The organism is Cryobacterium sp. TMT3-29-2, assembly GCF_004564305.1.
GTDB classification, from domain to species: domain Bacteria; phylum Actinomycetota; class Actinomycetes; order Actinomycetales; family Microbacteriaceae; genus Cryobacterium; species Cryobacterium sinapicolor.
In genome coordinates, this window is the sequence record NZ_SOGK01000055.1 from 1 (window position 1) to 14,489 (window position 14,489).

General features: G+C 68.4%; 13 protein-coding genes. 6 read left to right on the forward strand and 7 right to left on the reverse strand.

Annotated features, from left to right (window positions below):
* Window positions 1–110: 110 nt before the first annotated feature.
* The 3 genes from E3O67_RS06810 to pepN all read right to left on the reverse strand — a co-directional run bounded on the left by E3O67_RS06810 (window position 111) and on the right by pepN (window position 4,500).
* The gene (locus tag E3O67_RS06810) at window positions 111–563 is read right to left on the reverse strand and encodes a globin (protein ID WP_135102302.1); all 453 of its coding nucleotides are present in this window, start codon (window positions 561–563) and stop codon (window positions 111–113) included.
* Window positions 553–1,845: a mechanosensitive ion channel domain-containing protein gene (locus E3O67_RS06815; protein WP_370260294.1), complete on the reverse strand. Its 1,293-nt coding sequence runs from the start codon at window positions 1,843–1,845 to the stop codon at window positions 553–555. The genes E3O67_RS06810 and E3O67_RS06815 overlap by 11 nt, the downstream gene beginning before the upstream one ends.
* Window positions 1,846–1,956: 111 nt before the next feature.
* The gene (pepN, locus tag E3O67_RS06820) at window positions 1,957–4,500 is read right to left on the reverse strand and encodes an aminopeptidase N (RefSeq protein WP_135102307.1); all 2,544 of its coding nucleotides are present in this window, start codon (window positions 4,498–4,500) and stop codon (window positions 1,957–1,959) included.
* A 154-nt stretch (window positions 4,501–4,654) separates the two neighbouring features.
* On the opposite strand from pepN, the gene E3O67_RS06825 reads away from it, so the two are divergent.
* The gene (locus tag E3O67_RS06825; protein ID WP_135102303.1) at window positions 4,655–5,452 is read left to right on the forward strand and encodes a GNAT family N-acetyltransferase; all 798 of its coding nucleotides are present in this window, start codon (window positions 4,655–4,657) and stop codon (window positions 5,450–5,452) included.
* 157 nt (window positions 5,453–5,609) lie between these two features.
* Here E3O67_RS06825 and E3O67_RS06830 read toward each other — a convergent pair whose 3' ends face one another.
* The 4 genes from E3O67_RS06830 to E3O67_RS06845 form a co-directional block, all read right to left on the reverse strand.
* Window positions 5,610–6,056 carry an SRPBCC domain-containing protein gene (locus tag E3O67_RS06830; RefSeq protein ID WP_134430300.1) on the reverse strand — a complete coding sequence of 149 codons (447 nt, stop codon included), beginning with the start codon at window positions 6,054–6,056 and terminating at the stop codon, window positions 5,610–5,612.
* A 40-nt stretch (window positions 6,057–6,096) separates the two neighbouring features.
* Entirely contained in the window at window positions 6,097–6,423 is a 327-nt protein-coding gene (locus E3O67_RS06835) for a dihydrofolate reductase family protein (protein WP_241982045.1), read from the reverse strand.
* Window positions 6,424–6,451: 28 nt separating this feature from the next.
* A complete protein-coding gene (locus tag E3O67_RS06840) occupies window positions 6,452–7,954 on the reverse strand; it encodes an SDR family oxidoreductase (RefSeq protein WP_135102305.1) in 1,503 nt (500 codons plus the stop codon).
* A gap of 136 nt (window positions 7,955–8,090) precedes the next feature.
* On the reverse strand, window positions 8,091–9,677 hold the full coding sequence (locus E3O67_RS06845) for an MFS transporter (RefSeq protein WP_241979269.1): 1,587 nt from the start codon (window positions 9,675–9,677) through the stop codon (window positions 8,091–8,093).
* A gap of 185 nt (window positions 9,678–9,862) precedes the next feature.
* On the opposite strand from E3O67_RS06845, the gene E3O67_RS06850 reads away from it, so the two are divergent.
* The 5 genes from E3O67_RS06850 (at window position 9,863) to E3O67_RS06870 (ending at window position 14,231) form a co-directional block, all read left to right on the forward strand.
* Window positions 9,863–10,504 (forward strand): disulfide bond formation protein DsbA, encoded by a 642-nt coding sequence (locus E3O67_RS06850; RefSeq protein ID WP_135102306.1) that lies wholly within the window; start codon window positions 9,863–9,865, stop codon window positions 10,502–10,504.
* Window positions 10,505–10,518: 14 nt separating this feature from the next.
* Complete coding sequence (locus E3O67_RS06855) at window positions 10,519–11,007, forward strand: ribose-5-phosphate isomerase (protein ID WP_134430314.1); 489 nt, start codon at window positions 10,519–10,521, stop codon at window positions 11,005–11,007.
* 2 nt (window positions 11,008–11,009) lie between these two features.
* Window positions 11,010–11,993: an Fpg/Nei family DNA glycosylase gene (locus E3O67_RS06860; protein ID WP_134430317.1), complete on the forward strand. Its 984-nt coding sequence runs from the start codon at window positions 11,010–11,012 to the stop codon at window positions 11,991–11,993.
* Between the two features lie 61 nt (window positions 11,994–12,054).
* Window positions 12,055–12,693, forward strand: coding sequence for an FMN-binding negative transcriptional regulator (locus E3O67_RS06865; protein ID WP_134430320.1), 639 nt, complete (start codon window positions 12,055–12,057; stop codon window positions 12,691–12,693).
* Window positions 12,690–14,231, forward strand: a complete 1,542-nt coding sequence (locus E3O67_RS06870) for an amidohydrolase (protein WP_241982046.1) — start codon at window positions 12,690–12,692, stop codon at window positions 14,229–14,231. Before E3O67_RS06865 ends, E3O67_RS06870 begins: the two co-directional genes overlap by 4 nt.
* The last annotated feature ends 258 nt before the right edge of the window (window positions 14,232–14,489 follow it).

The following is a 14,489-nucleotide window of genomic DNA, read 5'->3' on the forward strand; positions in this document are numbered from 1 at the left end:
AAGAGATGAGGGCCTCCGTGGCATCGACTTGAGTGTGGTAACCCAATCGATACCGGAGGTCCTCACCTTTTTAGCTCACGCCACGCTCACAACCTCCGTGGGAAGAACATCTAGCGGTCGAAGGTGTTGAGCATGGCGTAGGCCGCGCGCTCGAGGTAGTCCCAGAGCTGGTCGCGCTGCAGCGGGGGCAGGCCGGCCTTGTCGACGGCGACGCGCATGTGGTTCAGCCAGCGGTCGCGGGCGTCCGGGTTCACCGTGAACGGCTGGTGTCGCTGGCGCAACCGCGGGTGTCCGCGCTGATCGCTGTAGGTGGTCGGACCGCCCCAGAACTGCTCGAGGAACATGGTCAGGCGCTCGGCGGCGGGGCCCAGGTCGTCCTCGGGGTACATCGGCTTCAGCACCGGGTCGGTGGCGACGCCGCGGTAGAACTCGTTCACGAGTTTCTCGAAGAACGGCCTCCCGCCGACCTGCTCGTAAAAGGTGGCGCCGATGGCGGTGCCGTTCTCGCCGTCGCGCAGGTGAACCGCGCCGGGCGTGGCCGGCGTGGGGGTGTCATTCGTCATCGTGGGTCTCCGGATCTGGGGCCGTGTGCGTGGGCGCCTCGGTCTGGGGCGTCGGAGCCTTGGGCGCCTCGGTCTTGGGGGTCGGGGTCTTGGCTGACGGGGCTTTGGCTGCCGGGGCCGGGGGCGTCACCGGTGCCGGAGGCGCCACCGGGTCGCTGTCGGTGACCGCCGCCGTCACCGCTCGGGTCTGCGCGGCGTGGGGAAGGGCGATCCCGGCGTTCTTAGGGCGGCGGGGAGCGCGGGGAGCCTTGTTCTTGCGCACCGGGATGGGGGCGGTGAACGGGCCTGTGGTGAGGTCGGGCATGGCCGCGGCTGCCTCCGCGGCCGCGTCGGGCGTTACCTCGGAGCCGGGCTCGGAGGCAGCGGTGACCGCGCCATCCGTGCCGGCCATGACGACGCTGTTGAGCGGGGTCAGGCCGATGCCGAGGCCGTCGAGGGCCTTCTTGAGGTGCAGGCGCAGGTCGCGGGCGAAGTCCCACTGGGCGGCCACCCGGGTCTTCACCACCAGGCGCACGACGAGGGCCTCGGCGGAGATCGACTCGAGCCCCCAGATCTCCGGCTTCTCCAGAATCACGGACCGCCACTTGCGGCTGGAGGCCAGTGCCTTCGCGACGCGCAGCAGCTCGTTCTGCACGGCCTCCACGTCGGAGGCGTAGGGGATGGCCAGGTCGATGATCACGCGCGCCCAGCCCTGAGACATGTTGCCCACGCGCAGGATCTCGCCGTTGCGCACGAACCACAGGGTGCCGTTGATGTCGCGCACCTGGGTCACCCGGATGCCGACGTTCTCGACGACACCGGAGGCGAAGCCGACATCGACGACATCGCCCACGCCGATCTGGTCCTCGACCACCATGAACAGCCCGTTCAGGATGTCCTTGACGATGTTCTGCGCGCCGAAACCGAGGCCGGCGCCGAGTGCGGCGGTGAGGAGGGCGAAGGACCCGAGGATGTCCGTGTTGATGATGTTGACGATCAGCAGGATCGTCACGATCAGCAGTGTCACGTTGAGGATGTTCGAGAGCACCGAACCGAGTGTGCGGGTGCGCTGCACCACGCGCACGGCGGCCAGCGGCGAGACGCTCAGCGCCTGCGTGTCTTCGACGTTCTGGTTCTTCTTCACCCCCGTGACGATCTGTTGCACGACACGGTCGATCACGAAGCGTAACACCCACCGGATCACCAGCGCTCCCACGATGATGACCACGATATTGATGGCCTTGAGCCACAGGATGATGGAGAAGAAGTTGGTCAGTTCAAGCCAGATTGCGTCAAAGTCCATAACAAGGCGAGTCTACAGAGCCGCGTGCTGTTCAACTGCTGAGGGCCCTGCCGCAGTGGTGCGGCAGGGCCCTCGAGCGTTCGGGCAGGGACGGCGGATGCCGCGGCGCGACTACTCCGCGTCGCGCTCCTGGGCGGCGAGGGCGCGTTCGACCCCGGCCAGGTTCTCGATCACCAGGCGGCGCAGCGCGAGCGGCTCCGGGTTGGCGTCGAGCCAGGTGCGCGTCTTGCTGACGAGTGCCTGGTTCGCGAGCGGCGCCGGGTAGAGGCCGAGAACCAGCTTCTCCGCGATCGAGAAGCTGCGGGCGGCCCAGACCGGCTGCAGCATGGCGAAGTACTGGTCGACGAACGGTTCCAGCAGCGCGGTGTCGGTGGCGCGCAGGAAGCCGGCGGCCGTGACCCGCACGATGGTGTTCGGCGCGGTGTCCACGTCGATCAGGGACGACCAGGCGGCCTGCTTGCCCTCCAGGGTAGGAACGGCGGCGCGGGCCTGTGCGGCCGACTGGGCGCCGGTCGCGGTGTTGTCCGCGGCCAGGGCGGCGTCGATCTCGGCCGCGCCGGCCTTGCCGCCGGCCACGAGGGCGATGAGCAGCTCCCACGCCAGGTCCGTGTCGATCTCGAGGCCGTCGAGCGGCGCCGAGCCGTCCAGGAGCGCGGCGACGGATGCCAGCTGGCTCTCGGTGGACGCGATGGCGGCGAAGAACTTCACGAACTGGAACTGCTCGTCGGTGCCGGCCTCGGCGTGGCGGGCGAGGGACCAGAGCGCGTCCCCGACCTCCTTGATCGTCGCCGTGCGGAATTCCTCCGCGACGTAGTACGTGGCGGCCAGCACGACCTGGCCGAGCACGGTGCGCAGCGTGGTGGACTCGGTCTCCGTCGCGACGTTGCCGAGCACGAGCGTGATGAAGTCGCGCGCCGCGGTCTCGGCGTCGCGGGTGGCGTCCCAGACGGCGCCCCAGATGATGGCGCGGGCGAGGGGGCTCTCGATCGCGGAGAGGTTCTCCAGGGCCACCTCCTGCGACGCCGGGTCGAGGCGGATCTTGGCGTAGGCCAGGTCGTCGTCGTTGAGCAGAACGAGGTCGGGGCGCTTCCTACCGAGCAGCGACGGGACATCCGTCTGCTCGCCGTCGACGTCGATCTCAACCCGGTGCGTGCGCACCAGGGTGCCGTCAGCCAGGTCGTAGAAGCCGATGGCGAGGCGGTGCGGGCGGATAGTGGGGTAGTCGGCGGCGGCGCTCTGCAGCACCGTGAATCCGGTGATGGTGCCGGACTCGTCGACGGCGATCTCGGGGCGCAGGGTGTTCACGCCCGCGGTCTCGAGCCACAGTTTCGTCCACTCAGCGAGGTCGCGGCCGCTGGATGCCTCGAGCTCCACCATCAGGTCGTTCAGTTCGGTGTTGCCCCACTGATGCTTCTGGAAGTACGCGGCGACGCCGGTGAAGAATTCGTCGTGGCCGACCCAGGCCACGAGCTGCTTGAGAACGGAGCCGCCCTTGGCGTAGGTGATGCCGTCGAAGTTGACCTGCACGTCTTCGAGGTCGGTGATCGTGGCGGTGATCGGGTGGGTGGAGGGCAGCTGGTCCTGCTTGTAGGCCCAGCTCTTCTCCATCACGGCGAAGGTGGTCCAGGCTTCGGTCCATTCGGTGGCCTCGGCGGTGGCCATGGTCGACGCCCACTCGGCGAACGACTCATTCAGCCACAGGTCGTTCCACCACTTCATGGTGACCAGGTCGCCGAACCACATGTGCGCCAGTTCGTGCAGCACCGTGACGACGCGGCGTTCCTTGATGGCGTCGGTGACCTTGGAACGGAACACGTAGGTTTCCGTGAAGGTGACCGCGCCGGCGTTCTCCATGGCGCCCGCGTTGAACTCCGGCACGAACATCTGGTCGTACTTGTCGAACGGGTACGGGTAGTTGAACTTGCCTTCGAAGTACTCGAAGCCCTGGCGGGTCTTCTCGAACAGGTAGTCGGCGTCGAGGTACTCGAACAGGCTCTTCCGGCAGAAGAGGCCGAGCGGGATGACGCGGCCGTCGCTGGAGGACAACTCGCTGCGCACGACGGCGTAGGGGCCGGCGACGAGGGCCGTGATGTAGCTGGAGATGGTGTGGGTGGGGGCGAACGCCCAGGTCTTGCTCTCGTTGCCGGCATCCGTCGGTTCGGGCGTGACGGAGTTGGAGATGACCTCCCAGGCGGCGGGGGCGGTGACGGTGAAGACGAACGTGGCCTTGAGGTCGGGCTGCTCGAACACGGCAAAGACGCGACGGGAGTCGGGCACCTCGAACTGGCTGTAGAGGTAGACCTCGTTGTCGACCGGGTCGACGAAGCGGTGCAGGCCCTCGCCGGTGTTGGTGTACTCGGCGTCGGCGACGATGGTGAGCGTGTTCTCGGCGGCGAGGCCGTCGAGCTGAATCCGGATGCCGTCACTGACGACCGACGGGTCGAGCGCGGCTCCGTTGAGCGTCACCGAGTGCACCGTGCGGGTGATCGCGTCGATGAAGGTCGACGCCCCAGGCGTCGCGGTGAAGTGCACCGTGGTCTCGCTGCCGAACGTTTCCGGTCCGGCCGTGAGGTCGAGGGTGACGTCGTAGCTCTGAACGGTGATGAGCGCGGCGCGCTCCTGGGCTTCGATCCTGGTGAGGTTCTCTCCGGGCAACGGTTTCTCCATCTCGGTTTCGCGGTGTGCGCGCATGCTGACGCTGGTGACGCCGCGCACGATTAACCAGCCTAGCCAAGGAATATGGTGTCCGCATGAGAGCGAGCGTCTGCACACGGGTCGGCGCTGAGGCCTCGGCCTAGAGTGAGGCTCTATGACAAACCGTGATGTGCTCCTCGCCGCCTATGACGCCCAACTGCGGTGCGCCGTGCCGGGCGTCCTCCCTGCCGGCATCCGCTACGACGTGCAGGGTTCGGTGCTGCGCATCTCGGGGCGGCACCGGGGCTTCGTCGAGACAACCCGCGATGTGGGGGTGACCGGTGCGGCCCTCGACGCGCTGATCGCGGAGCACCGTGACTTCTTCGCGGCCCGCAGCGAGGGCGTCGAGTGGAAGACCCGCGGCCACGACCTGCCCGCCGACCTGACGGAACGCCTGCTCGCGGCCGGGTTCGCGCCCGAGGAACGGGAGACGGTCGTCGTCGCCGAGACCGGACGCCTGAACGCCGAGCCGGTGCTGCCGGTGGGCGTCACGATCCGGCAGGTCGGAACACGCGCCGATTTCGAGCGCATCGCCGCGTTGCAGACCGAGGTCTGGGACGAGGACCACGCCTGGCTGGCCACCGAGCTCGAGACGAGTGTTTGCGATACCCCGGACGACGTGCTCGTCTTCGTCGCCGAGGCCGGCGGACAGATTGTCTCGTCGTGCCGGCTCGAGCTCACCCCGGGAACGGACTTCGCTGGCCTCTGGGGTGGGTCGACCCTGTCGGAGTGGCGCGGTCGCGGCATCTACCGGGCGCTGGTGGCCCATCGCGCGCGGCTGGCGCAGGACCGCGGCGTGCGGTATCTGCAGGTGGACGCCTCCGCCGCCAGTGAGCCGATCCTGCTCCGGCTGGGCTTCCAGGCCATCACGACGACGACTCCATATGTCTGGACTCCCGCGGCGCTCAACTGAGTGGCGCTTCGGGCCGTGAAATCCCGCTGCCGGCGTGCGGCGGCATCCGTTCAGTCGCCCGAACCAATTCGACGGAGATTTTGCCGAAATCGGGCCAAAGTCGCCCGTTCAGATGCGGATAGCCGAAAATCTCCGTCGAATTCGTCAGCCGCCGGACTCAGCGTGCCTCGGCCAGTTCCTTGAGCTTGCCGAGAGCGGCCGGCCAGAGCTCGTCGAACATCGACGCGTGCTCCTCCGGGGTGTCGACCTCCACCTCGACCGTGGTGACGCCGCCGGACTCGGCGAAGGAGTAGCTCTCCTGGGCGCCGAAGAACTGCGCCTCGTCACCGGTGCGCTCGACACCGTGCATGATCTCGCCCGTGTATTCGACGGTGACGAGCTCGTCCGGTCGGTTCTCGATGACCGTGCCGATCATGCCGCTGATCGATCCGTCCTCCTCCGGCCCGAGGAAGCGGATCTCGCGACCGAGGTCCCAGCTTCCCTCGTACTGGGAACCCTCGTTGAACGCGCTCGTCCATTCTCGGTAGGTCTCGTCGTCGAGCATCGTCGTCCAGACGGTGTGAACGGGGGCGTCGATCTGAACGGTGAAGTGCAGTTTTTCCATGCGGCGGAGTGTATCCCCGCGTCACGGAGTCGTCGAGTGGTCAGGGCTGCTCCCACCCCGCCTCGGCGCCACCCTCAGGCAGCGCCAGGTCGGCGGCCACGAACGCCGTCGGACGCAGCGTCAGCCCGAGCGCTCCGGCATCGGTGGTTTCGCAGTTGAGCACCGTGAACGCCGACGGCACCGAGCCCGTCTCGAAGAGCCGCTTGGCCTGGCCGACGACGACGGGAAAGTACACCAGCCGATATTCGTCGACGAGGCCGACGTCGTGCAGGGTGCGTGCCAGCCGACATTTGCCGTGCACCGGCAGCTCGCGCCACGGCTGGGCCTTCAGTCGCACCACGGATGCGAGGATGTCGGTGGCCAGCACGGTCGAGTTGTTCCAGGTCGGGTGGGCCTTACCAGGTGCCGGGCTTGTAGTCCTTGAGGAAGACTCCGCAGAGATCCTCGCCGGCCTCGCCGCGCACGATCGGGTCGTAGACCCGCGCCGCGCCGTCGACCAGGTCGAGCGGGGCGTGGAAGCCCTCCTCGGCGAGACGGATCTTGGTGGGGTGCGGCCGCTCGTCGGTGATCCAGCCCGTGTCGACGCTGGTCATCAGGATGCCGTCGGACAGCATCTCCTTCGCGCTCGTGCGGGTAAGCATGTTCAGCGCGGCCTTCGCCATGTTCGTGTGCGGGTGGCCGGGACCCTTGTAGCCGCGGCCGAACACGCCCTCCATCGCGGACACGTTCACGATGTAGGTGCGGCGGGCGCCGGATGCCGCGAGCGAGGAACGCAGTCGGCTGACCAGCAGGAACGGGGCCGTGGTGTTGCAGAGCTGCACCTCCAGCATCTCCAACGGGTCGACGTCCTCCACGTTCGCGGTCCAGCTGTTCTCGTCGTGCAGGTCGGGCACGAGCCCCCCGGCGTCGATTGCGGTGCCGGCGGCGAGGCGCTCCAGCGAGGAGGAACCCGGCGCGAGCGCGAGGGCGGTGAGGTCGTCGGCGGTGAGCGCGGTGGTCGCGCCGGCCGCCGCGGCCAGGATCGGGTGGCTGGTGACGGATGCCGCGAGCGCACTCGGGTGCGCGTCGCTGGTGTGCCCGAACGTGACGATCTCCGGGATGGTGCCCTCCGGCAGCGGTGACTGCTCGGCTTCGACCAGCATCGAGTACGAGCCGGGGGATCGGCGCACGGTCTGGGCGGCGTTGTTGATCAGGATGTCCAACGGCCCGGCCGCGGCCACCGAGTCGGCCAGGCCGATCACCTGGGCCGGGTCACGCAGGTCGATCCCGACGATGCGCAGGCGGTGCAGCCAGTCGGCCGAGTCGGGCATGGCGCCGAAGCGGCGTACCGCGTCGCGCGGGAACCGGGTGGTGATGGTGGTGTGGGCGCCGTCCCGCAGCAGGCGGAGGGCGATGTACATGCCGATCTTGGCGCGGCCGCCCGTGAGCAGGGCGCGCTTGCCGGTCAGGTCCGTGCGGGCATCCCGCTTCTCGTGGCTCATCGCCGCGCAAGCCGGGCAGAGCTGGTGGTAGAAGGCGTCGACGAGGGTGTACTTCTGCTTGCAGATGTAGCAGGCCCGTGGCACGAGGAGTTCGCCGGCCGACGCCCGGTCGGTGCCCAGGCGCAGCTGGGCGCCGATGGTCTCGTCGTCGATGCGGGTGGGGGCGCCGGTCGCGGTCGCCGCGATCACCTCACGGTCGGCATCCGCGATCGCCTGCCGCTTCTCGCCGCGGCGCACCATCTTGACGGACTTGAACATCTTGGCGGTGGCCTGCCGCACGGTGACGAAGTCGGGGTCTTCGGGGTCGATCTCGCTGAGCGAGGCAAGCACGCGCAGGGCGATGGCCATTTCGGCAGGGTCGATGCCCGGCGAGGAAACGGCCCCCGGAACGGGCACGGTCGGAGGCGTCGTGATCATCGGACAATTCTACGATCGGTCGACAGGCAAGTGTCGACAGGCAAGTGTTGCCCGAACGGACGACTGTTGCCGGCATAGCGGCAACAGTCGTCCGTTCGGGCAACACATGGTGGAGCGGGTGGTGGAGCGGGTGTGGCTAGGCCTTCACCGGCTCCGGCTCGGCTTCGGGCTTCGTCAGCAGCACGGACAGGTCCATCGACGAGGTCGGCGGCTCATACGTCTCGTCGAACGGCATCTCGTCGGTGTCCAGGGCGGGGTTGGCGTCCTGGGTGGCGACCAGCTCGCGGGCCTCGAAGACCGAGTCCACGCTGGGCATCGACCCGATCAGTGGACGCCCGGCGGACTCACGTAAGAAGAAGATCGCGATTCCACCGATGACGGATGTCCCCATCAGGTAGTACGCCGGCATCATGTCGTTCTCGGTCGTGGCGATCAGCGCCGCGATGATGAACGGCGTCGTGCCACCGAAGATGGCCACCGAGAAGTTGTACGCGATGCCCATGGCGCCGTAACGGCTTTCGGTCGGGAACAGCGCGGGCAGGGCCGAGGCGAGGTTCGCGACGTAGAACGTGACGGGCAGGGCGATCATGGCCAGGCCGAGCAGCGTCGACCAGATCTCTCCGACGCCGATCAGCAGGAAGGCGGGGATGGAGAGCAGCACGGCGCTGACCGAGCCCATCCACAGCACCGGGCGGCGGCCGATCTTGTCCGACAGGCGGCCGGCCAGGGGGATACACAGCGCCATGATGACGAGGATCGGGATGGTCAGCAGCGTGCCGTTCAATTCGTCATAGCCCTTGGTGGCAGTCAGGTACGTGGGCATGTACGAGGTGAGCGCGTAACCGAGGGTGTTGGCCGCGGCGACGAGGATCATGGCGACGATGATGCCGCGCCAGTGGTTCTTGAAAATGCTGACCGGGCCGTTGGACGCGGCGGACTCGTCGGAGAACGACGGGTCGCTCGCTGCCAGTTCCTTCGCGTCCAGGGTGGCCTGGAAGGTGGGGGATTCCTCGATCTTCAGGCGGAACCAGATGGCGATCAGGCCGAGCGGTCCGGCGATCAGGAACGGGATGCGCCAACCCCAGTCCTCCATCGTCGGCTGCCCGAGGGTGACCTGCAGGATCGAGACGAGCGCGGCGCCGATCGCGAAACCGAGGTAGCTGCCCATGTCGAGAAGGCTGGCGAAGAAGCCGCGGTGCTTGTCGGGCGAATGTTCGCTGACAAAGGTGGTCGCACCGGCGTACTCACCGCCGGTGGAGAAGCCCTGCACGAGCTTGGTGAAGACCAGCAACGCGGCGGCGAGCATGCCCACCTGGGCGTAACCGGGCAGCAGGCCCACGGCGAAAGTGGATGCCGCCATCAGCATCAGGGTCATCGACAGCACCTTCTGGCGACCGATCTTGTCTCCGAGCCAACCGAAGAACACGCCACCCAGCGGGCGGGCGATGAACGTCGCGGCGAAGGTGCCGAGCAGGAACAGGGTCTGCACCGTCGGGTCGGACTCGGGCAGGAACACCGGGCCCATGGTGGTGATCAGGTAGCCGAACACGCCGACGTCGTACCATTCCATGGTGTTTCCCACAATGGTTCCGCCGAGTGCCTTCTTCAGTCTGGACTGGTCGACCACGTTCACGTGGGACACCTTTAATCGTCGCTGCAGGAGCGGCTTCTTGGTTTTCACCGCGGTGCCGTCGGCACCGGAAAGTGAGCTGGTTCTAGGCATTGGAGCTTCTCTCGTGGAGATCATGTTGCTGCGAAAAGTAGGGGCCCGCTTCCGGGCATAACGAATAATTTTAGTCGGAAATGGTCACTAATCAGACATTTTGCCGGGGATACCCGCTCTGGACAGGGGTTTACGTCGGGTCTTCGTCGGCGCTTTCCCAGCCGGGGGACACCTAGGCTGAGCCCATGGCTGAAACGGTGAAGTTCTGGTTCGACCCCTCCTGCCCCTGGGCCTGGATGACCTCCCGCTGGGTGGACGAGGTGTCATCCCTGCGCGGTTTCGACGTCGAGTGGAAGGTGATGAGCCTCGCCGTCCTGAACGAGGACCAAGACGTGTCCGAGGAGTACCGCGCATTCTTTCCGCGGGCCCTCAGGTACACCCGCCTGACTCAGGCCGCGCAGGAGCTGCACGGCCAGAAAACGGTCAAGGCGCTCTACGACGCCCTGGGCGCCCGCATCCACCTCGGTGGCAGCACGGACCCCGACGAGGTCATTCCCGCCGCGCTCGCCGAGGTGGGCCTGCCGGCATCCTTTGCAGACTGGGCGGACAGTGACCACTACGACGATCGGATGCGCGCCAGCCACTTCGACGGCATGGAGCGGGTGGGCCAGGATGTCGGCACGCCCGTCATCGCCGTGAACGATGTCGCCTTCTTCGGCCCGGTCATCTCACCCGCACCCACCGGGGACGACGCGCTCAAGCTCTGGGACGGCGTGGTGGCCGTGGCGGGGTTCGACGGCTTCTTCGAACTGAAGCGCTCGCGCACCCGCGAGCCGATCTTCGCGCCCGCTGCGAGCACCGCGGCTACGAGCGCCCCGGCCGAGTAAATAGAATCGGATGCATGCGCATCCACATCGCCACTGACCACGCCGGACTCGACTTCTCTCACCAGCTGGTCACGCACCTCACCCTGGCCGGCCACGAGGTCGTGGACCACGGACCGGAGGTCTACGACGCCCTCGATGATTACCCCGCTTTCTGCATCCGGGCGGCCGAGGCCGTCGTCGCCGACCTGGCCCTCGGCGTCGACGCGCTCGGCGTCGTGTTCGGCGGTTCGGGCAATGGCGAGCAGATGGCGGCGAACAAGGTGAAGGGCGTGCGCGCCGCGCTGGTCTGGAGCCTCAGCACCGCCACGCTTGCGCGCGAGCACAACGACGCCAACGTCATCTCGATCGGTGCCAGGCAGCACACCATCGAGGACGCGATCGCCTTCATCGACGCCTTCATCGCCGAGCCGTTCCCGGGCGAGGAGCGCCACTGCCGCCGCATCCTGCAGCTGGCGGAGTACGAGACTCATCGCACCATCAACGGCACGCGCCTCACCGACTGACTGTGCCTGAGGGTCATTCCGTCCACCGCATTGCGCGCCAGTTCGCCCGCAACTTCGTGGGCAAACGCATCCGGCTGTCATCGCCGCAGGGCCGATTCGTGGACGGCGCGGCGATGCTCGACGGCCACACCATGACGGATGCCCGTGCCGTCGGCAAGCAGATGTTCCTGGAGTTCGACAACGGCCTCTGGCTGCGCGTGCACCTGGGGCTCTACGGGGCCTGGGACTTCGCCGGGGACATCCACGCCAGCGGCACGGACGCCGCCCTCAGAGGCCGCCGGCGCCGGAGCGTCCGGCCGGGTGCTGCCGACGTCACGCTCGACCTGGCAGGGGAGGACTCGCTGCAGAGTATCGGCGCGCCCCGCCTGACCCGGCTGCGGATGGCGGAAGACGAGAAGGTCAGCGTCGAACCCGATGGGTTCCCGCCCGAACCCGTGGGCCAGGTGCGCGTGCGCCTGCTGGCCGATGACGTCGTGGCGGACCTGCGCGGGCCGACGGCCTGCGTGGTGCTCGACCCCCGGGAGGTGCAGGTGGCCATGGACCGCCTCGGCCCCGACCCGCTGCTCGACGATAGCCGCGCCGCCGAGGACCGCTTCGTCACGGTGGTTCGGAAGAAGCCCACCCCGATCGGACGCCTGCTGATGGACCAGTTGGTGGTCAGCGGCATCGGCAACGTCTACCGGGCCGAGCTTCTGTTCCGCGCGGGGCTGAATCCACACGCGCCGGGCAAGTCGCTCAGCGACGAGCAGGCCCGGGCGCTCTGGCAGGACTGGGCGTACCTGCTGAAGATCGGCGTGGAGACCGGGCAGATGATGACCAGGGATGGCCTCAGCGACGCGGCCTACGGGCGCGCCCTGCGCAGACGGGCCGACCGGCACTGGGTTTACAAGCGCGAGGGACTGCCCTGCCGGGTCTGCGGCACCCACATCGCCCTCGAGGAGATGGCCGCCCGCAAGCTGTACTGGTGCCCGGAGTGCCAGTCCTGAGCCGATGTGACCCGATCCGATCCGACTTGACCTGAGCCCCCCAGCAGAGAACGGGAAACCGATGAGACACAACCGCACTTTCGCCCTCGACGACCCGGCCGAGATCCGCCGTCTCATCCGGGACAACCCGTGGGCCACGATGATCAGTCACACCGAGTCGGGGCTGGTGGCCTCGCACTACCCCGTGCTCCTCGACGACGAGGCCGACGAGGCCGACGGTGTGGTGCTGGTCAGCCACGTCGGACGACCCGACGAGGTCCTGCACGAGCTCGGCCGGCACGAACTGATGGTGATCATCCAGGGTCCCCACGGTTACATCTCGCCCGGCTGGTATGACGCCGCGCCCGCCGTGCCCACCTGGAACTTCGTCACTGCGCACCTGCACGGCACGCCCAAGCTGCTCAGCGACGAGGAGAACCTGCGGGTGCTGGACCGCCTGGTCGACCACTTCGAGGAACGGATGCCTGAACCACGCCGCCTGTTCGGCACCGAGGCGAACGCCGCCTACGCCTCCCGCATCGTGGCCGGCACGGTCGGCTTCCGGCTCACGGTGAGCCGCTTCACCGCCAAGAGCAAGCTCAGCCAGAACAAGCCGGCCGAAACCGTGGCGCGCATCCTGGGCGAACTCGACGGCGACGGCCCCTACGCGAGCCCGGGTCTCGCCGCCGAAATGCGCCGGGTTCACGGGGCCGACCGGTGAGCGTGCCCGTCCCCGGGCCCGTGCCCGTGCCCGTTCCAGCGTCCCCTCCCGCACCCGTCACCGCGGCCGCACCTCCGCTCGTGCTGCGCAACGGCCGGCTCCCGGGCAGCGACGAGATCGTCGACACGCTGATCGTCGATGGCCGAGTGCGCCGCCTGGGGTATCTTGGCCAGGTCGCTGCGGGCATCCGATCGGTCGATCTGGCCGAGCGCTGGCTGATTCCGGGCCTCTGGGACAACCATGTGCATTTCAGCCAGTGGGCGCAGACGAACCAGCGGTTGGACCTGTCCAGCGCCGGCAGTGCCGCCGCCGCGGCCGACCTGGTGGCCGGGCGAGCGCCCGTTATCTCGATGGGGGAGACCCTGGTCGGGTTCGGTTTTCGCGACGGTCTGTGGCCGGATGCCCCGGGCCGGGCCCTCCTGGACGCCGCCACCGGCCCCGTTCCGGTCGTGCTGATCAGCGGCGACCTGCACTCCTGCTGGCTGAACTCGGCCGCCCTCGCCCGCCACGGTCACCCGGAGCACCCCACCGGGCTGCTCCGCGAGGAGGACTGCTTCGCCGTCGTGCGGGCGCTCGCCGAGGTGCCCGACGCGGTGATGGACGGCTGGGCCGACAGCGCGGCCCGGGCCGCGGCATCCCGCGGGGTCGTGGGCATCGTCGACATGGAGATGGACTGGAACCTGGACACCTGGCGGCGGCGCATCCGGGGCGGCACCGACTCGCTGCGGGTGGAGTTCGGTGTGTACACGCAGCACCTGGAACGCGCCATCGAGCTGGGGTTGCAGAGCGGCGCCGGCGTCGACGGCACCGGCGGGCTGCTCTCGGTGGGGGCGTACAAGGTGATCACCGACGGCTCGCTGAACACCCGCACCGCCTATTGCGTCGACGAATACCCCGGCCTGGAGGGGCAGCCCGGTTCGCACGGGGTGCTCACCGTTCCGCCGGAGGAACTGCTCACGTACCTCGGACGGGCCGTGGCCGCCGGCCTCCGCCCCGCCGTGCACGCCATCGGCGACCGGGCCAATGCGCTGGCCCTGGACGCCTTCGAGCGGCTCGGCTGCGCCGGGAGCATCGAACACGCTCAACTGCTCGACCGGGAGGACGTCGCCCGCTTCGCCCGGCTCGGCGTGGTGGCGAGCGTACAGCCCGAACACGCCCTCGACGACCGGGACGTCGCCGACCGCTACTGGGCAGGACGCACCGACCGGGCCTTCGTGCTGAAGAGCCTGCTGAACGCGGGGGTCACGATCGCCCTCGGCTCCGACGCCCCGGTCGCACCGCTGGACCCGTGGGTGAGCATCGCCGCCGCGGTCGGACGCACCCGCGGCAGCCGCGAACCGTGGCACCCCGAGCAGGCCATCTCCCGGCAGGCCGCGCTCGCCGCGTCCGCGCGCGGCCGACACCGAGTCCTGGTGGGCGACGTGGCCGACCTCGCGGTGTGCGAACTCGACCCGTTCGGCGCCTCCGTGCCCGACCTGCGACGGATGTCCGTGGCCGCCACCCTGCTCGCCGGCCGCTTCACACACACCACCCTCTAACCCGGGCCGCGCCCTGCGCCCGTCGGTGGTCGATCTCGTCGAGACCCGGTGAGCCGTCCTCCGGACCGTTGCGCGCCGACATCCGTCGTCGCCTCTGTACGCGGAGATTTTCGCGACACGCCGCTTCTCCTGGCTGGGGTGACCCGGTGTTTTCGGACGGGGTCCTCGGTTTCATTTTAGGCGGCGAGTGTGAGTTTGATGAGTCGTTCGGTGGGTGTTGAGTAGCCGAGGGTCTGGTGCAGGCGAACGTTGTTGAAG

Coding starts and splice junctions, on each gene's coding strand:
- E3O67_RS06845 (WP_241979269.1), bottom strand. CDS start 9,677: ATGCCTAGAACCAGCTCACTTTCCGGTGCCGACGGCACCGCGGTGAAA.
- E3O67_RS06815 (WP_370260294.1), bottom strand. CDS start 1,845: ATGGACTTTGACGCAATCTGGCTTGAACTGACCAACTTCTTCTCCATC.
- E3O67_RS06865 (WP_134430320.1), top strand. CDS start 12,055: ATGAGACACAACCGCACTTTCGCCCTCGACGACCCGGCCGAGATCCGC.
- E3O67_RS06840 (WP_135102305.1), bottom strand. CDS start 7,954: ATGATCACGACGCCTCCGACCGTGCCCGTTCCGGGGGCCGTTTCCTCG.
- E3O67_RS06855 (WP_134430314.1), top strand. CDS start 10,519: ATGCGCATCCACATCGCCACTGACCACGCCGGACTCGACTTCTCTCAC.
- E3O67_RS06825 (WP_135102303.1), top strand. CDS start 4,655: ATGACAAACCGTGATGTGCTCCTCGCCGCCTATGACGCCCAACTGCGG.
- E3O67_RS06810 (WP_135102302.1), bottom strand. CDS start 563: ATGACGAATGACACCCCCACGCCGGCCACGCCCGGCGCGGTTCACCTG.
- E3O67_RS06850 (WP_135102306.1), top strand. CDS start 9,863: ATGGCTGAAACGGTGAAGTTCTGGTTCGACCCCTCCTGCCCCTGGGCC.
- E3O67_RS06830 (WP_134430300.1), bottom strand. CDS start 6,056: ATGGAAAAACTGCACTTCACCGTTCAGATCGACGCCCCCGTTCACACC.